Here is a 3,498-nt window from a genome sequence, read left to right on the forward strand (position 1 = left end):
ACCTCAGGTCGATCGAACTGAAGCGATGGGACGTGAACGGTGTCGCCCCAAATCAGAATGCGTTCGCCACCGCTCGAAACACGAAAGCAGCTGTGTCCCGCTTCATGGCCATGGGCTTCGACAATGTCGACATGTGTCCCGATACGGTCTCCGGCCTCGAAGGGTTCCGCCATGCTGTGAAATCGTTCGAGCCGCGCTTCGGCGCGAAAAAAGCCGAGTTCTTCCCCGGGAACGAGCAAACGCGCCAGGCGCGGGAAAGCGTCGCGGCCGTCGGCAAGCACAAGACCATGGATGTGGTCGAGATGGGTGTGGGTGAAACAGACGGCACGGACTCGTCCGGCATCGATGCCAGCTTCGTCCAGCGCCTCGGGAAGTCGGCCCATGGTGGGATGCCAGGCGTTCGAGGCACCGGTATCGATCAGGATGATTCCGTCTCCATCGTCAATCGCGAAGGCATTGACGGACAGTCTGAGTTGACCACCAACCAATGCGACTTGTTGCGGCAATTCATCGCCAAATGGCTTGTCGCCGGGTTGCCGAAGCCGTCCGATCGGCATGTCGACATAGCCATCGCGCAAGGAGGTGATGCGCAAGTCACCAAGATCGTAGGTCTGATAAAGGTCGCCCGAAGCCATGCGGTGCATTTTTTCCGATCCGTCTGCAGACAACCGGCAACATGCGACGGGCCAGCTGCGTCGGCAACCCGCCCGCTCAATTCGATCTGTGCCATGGGTGCGTGCGTCGCCTGCCGTGGCCGGATGATGCAGTCGGCGAGGCGGTCCGTTTCGTTCAACTCGCCGGCATGGTGCTGATACCCTGATGTCACGATAGCCTCGGCCCAATCGGGGTTGGACTGCTACATCGACCGGGCTGCCATCTGGTCGCGACCCTTGCCCTGATATATCCGGCTGCGATCCGTCACATGAGTGAAGCCGTGAAGACATCCAGCCTGACCGGCGCCGTTTCCCCGATGATCCCGGTGCTCGTATGCGCGCTTGCGATCTTCCTGCTGTCCGGGATGGATGCGGCGATGAAGATCCTGGTCATCGCGGTCGGGGTCTACAACACCTTGCTGTGGCGCAGCATGGTCGCGGCCGTGGTCGCGGGCGCAGCCTGGTTGGCGGGACCACGCTTAAAGCCGACCATTCCGGTGCTGAGGCTGCATGCGCTGCGTGCCGCAATTGTCGGCGTCGTGCTGATATCCTTCTTCTGGGGCTTGGCCAGGCTGCCGCTCGCGGAGGCGATCGGGCTCAGCTTCGTGGCGCCCTTGTTTGCGCTGTTTCTCGCCGCGCTGCTGCTGGGCGAACGGATCCGACGCCAGGCTGTCTGGGCATCGTTGGCCGGCATCGCCGGCGTCGCCATCATCATGGCCGGCCAGTTCGGGCAGGCAGACTATTCGCAGGACGCCATGCTCGGCACGGCAGCGGTGCTCGTATCAACCGTGTTCTACGGATACAATCTGATCCTCGCCCGGCAACAGGCGCAGTTGGCCAAGCCGATCGAGATCATGCTGTTCCAGAACCTTTGCGTTGCCATCCTGCTCGGCCTCGCGGCACCCTGGCTTGCCGTCGCCCTGCCGAGCGATCTTTGGCTTCCTTTGGCCGGGGTGACGGTGCTGTCGCTCGCCGGGCAATTCCTGATGAGCTGGTCCTACGCCCGCGCCGAAGCGCAATATCTGATCCCGACGGAATACTCGGCCTTCATCTGGGCGGTCGCGCTTGGCTGGTTCTTCTTCGGCGAGGAGGCGACCTGGACCACGCTGACGGGAGCGTGCCTGATCGTCGCCGGCTGCCTGATCGCCGCGCGGGCCAATCCCAGGCTTGCCGAGCCCATCGAAGTGGCGGTTTGAACGTCGACGTTCAACGCCCCGCAGGATCGCGAAATACCCCAGTCTCCACCTCGTGCATGAAGTGAGCGATGAGAGCCGCGCATTGGCGATGATGCGTTTCGAGAAGCATGTGCCCGCTCTCAAAGACATGGATTTCGACGGCGTCGAGATCGCGGCTGTAGGCCATGATCTCGTCCAGCGCGAAGAAGGCGTCGTGGCGCCCCCACAGCACCAGGCATGCTGGCTGTTGGTCGCGGAGATAGGCCTGGATGGCCGGGAAGCGCGCGATGTGCGAGCCATAATCGGTGAAGAGTTCGAACTGAATGTCGGTGTTGCCGGGCCTCGCCAGGCGCTCCGTATCGAGATACCAACCCTCGGGCGGAAACAACACTTTCAGACGCTCGGGGAGACCGCCGATATATTGGTTTCGGGTCCCCTCGAAATTCATCCAGTCCGGCAGTCTGGCGCGGTTTTCTTCAGTCGGTTCGGCGAAGAACGCCTTCGGCGCGTCCCATTCCGGTCCCAGCCCCTCGTCATGAGCGTTGCTGTCCTGGGCGATCAGGCCGAGGATGCGATCCGGCCGCCGTGTGGCGAGATGATAGCCGACGGGCGTGCCGAAGTCAGTGATGTGGAGGAAGAATCGCTGGAGGCCGAGGGCCTCGATGAAGGCTTCGATCGTGCTGGCCAGGTTGTCGAACGTGTAGTCATAGGCATCGATGGAAGGGGCGGACGAAAAGCCGAAACCGGGCAGATCCGGCGCCACCACATAGGCTGTCTCCGCCAGCGGTTCGATGACATTGCGATAGACGTGCGACGAAGTCGGATATCCGTGCAGCAGCAGGATTGCCGGTCTGCCGGGATCGCCGGCATGACGGTAGAAGATGTCGAGGCCGTCGACATTGATGGTTTCGTGGCGGGTCTTGTAACGATTGCTGCACATCCTCTCCCTCCCAGGGGTTCCGCGCCGATCTGGCGACGCGCTGGCTTTGACACCACGTATCCGTATGATAGTGGTTACATGTAACCGTATAATCCGGTTAATGAGGTTATGTTCCATGGGCGATGAATACACCGAATGGGTACCGGATCACTTCATAGGCGGGCATCCCGCTTTGGACCTGTCGAACGCCGTGTTCGACCGGCGGGCGCCGGCAACAGACAATGAACTCTTCAAGTCCGTCCGGGATGTTGCGAACTGGTTCAGCGCCTCAGGGCTTGCCGACGATCGTCAGGCGCAGGCCGTTGCCGAGATAGCGGATGGGCGGTTCGTGGAAGGGGTCCGCGAAATGCGGGAGGCGTCATTTCAGGTTTTCGATCCAATCGCCGCGGGCAAACCGTCTGCGGTCGAACCGCTCGGCGTGTTGTTCTCGCGCACGGCAAGCTCGCTTGCCGCCGGGTCTATCGAGCTGGATGGCACCAGGCCGGAGCTTGCCCTTGGCCGGTGGCGCGATCCGGACGCCGTCACCGCGTTGCTGGCCATGCTGTCCATCGAAGCGTTCTTCACCCTGCCGCGCGACAGGCTGCATTCCTGCCCTCGCTGTGGCTGGCTTTTCCTCGATACGTCGCGAGGCGGCAAGCGGCGCTGGTGCAGCATGCGCACCTGCGGCAACCGCGAGAAGGTGTCGCGCCACCGAGATCATACCGACGTCTAGACTGGGTTAGCGCACCAC

At 62.2% G+C, this 3,498-nt stretch carries 4 protein-coding genes; 2 read left to right on the forward strand and 2 right to left on the reverse strand.

Annotated features, from left to right (window positions below; translation table 11 throughout):
- Window positions 1-635 (reverse strand): MBL fold metallo-hydrolase (locus EN994_RS23000; RefSeq protein WP_245466065.1); only part of this gene is annotated, 635 nt, incomplete at its 3' end.
- Between the two features lie 287 nt (window positions 636-922).
- Between EN994_RS23000 and EN994_RS23010 the strand changes: the two genes are divergently transcribed.
- Window positions 923-1,849: a DMT family transporter gene (locus EN994_RS23010; protein ID WP_013530053.1), complete on the forward strand. Its 927-nt coding sequence runs from the start codon at window positions 923-925 to the stop codon at window positions 1,847-1,849.
- A 10-nt stretch (window positions 1,850-1,859) separates the two neighbouring features.
- On the opposite strand, the gene EN994_RS23015 is transcribed toward EN994_RS23010, so the two are convergent.
- Window positions 1,860-2,885, reverse strand: coding sequence for an alpha/beta hydrolase (locus EN994_RS23015; protein ID WP_245268609.1), 1,026 nt, complete (start codon window positions 2,883-2,885; stop codon window positions 1,860-1,862).
- Here EN994_RS23015 and EN994_RS23020 point away from each other — a divergent pair.
- Window positions 2,884-3,480 (forward strand): CGNR zinc finger domain-containing protein, encoded by a 597-nt coding sequence (locus EN994_RS23020; protein WP_013530055.1) that lies wholly within the window; start codon window positions 2,884-2,886, stop codon window positions 3,478-3,480. The two genes, EN994_RS23015 and EN994_RS23020, sit on opposite strands and share 2 nt — an antisense overlap.
- The last annotated feature ends 18 nt before the right edge of the window (window positions 3,481-3,498 follow it).

Origin of the sequence: Mesorhizobium sp. M7A.F.Ca.CA.002.09.1.1 (assembly GCF_003998555.1) — a bacterium.
Lineage (GTDB): Bacteria > Pseudomonadota > Alphaproteobacteria > Rhizobiales > Rhizobiaceae > Mesorhizobium > Mesorhizobium ciceri.

Coding starts and splice junctions, on each gene's coding strand:
- EN994_RS23010 (WP_013530053.1), top strand. CDS start 923: ATGAGTGAAGCCGTGAAGACATCCAGCCTGACCGGCGCCGTTTCCCCG.
- EN994_RS23020 (WP_013530055.1), top strand. CDS start 2,884: ATGGGCGATGAATACACCGAATGGGTACCGGATCACTTCATAGGCGGG.
- EN994_RS23015 (WP_245268609.1), bottom strand. CDS start 2,885: ATGGAACATAACCTCATTAACCGGATTATACGGTTACATGTAACCACT.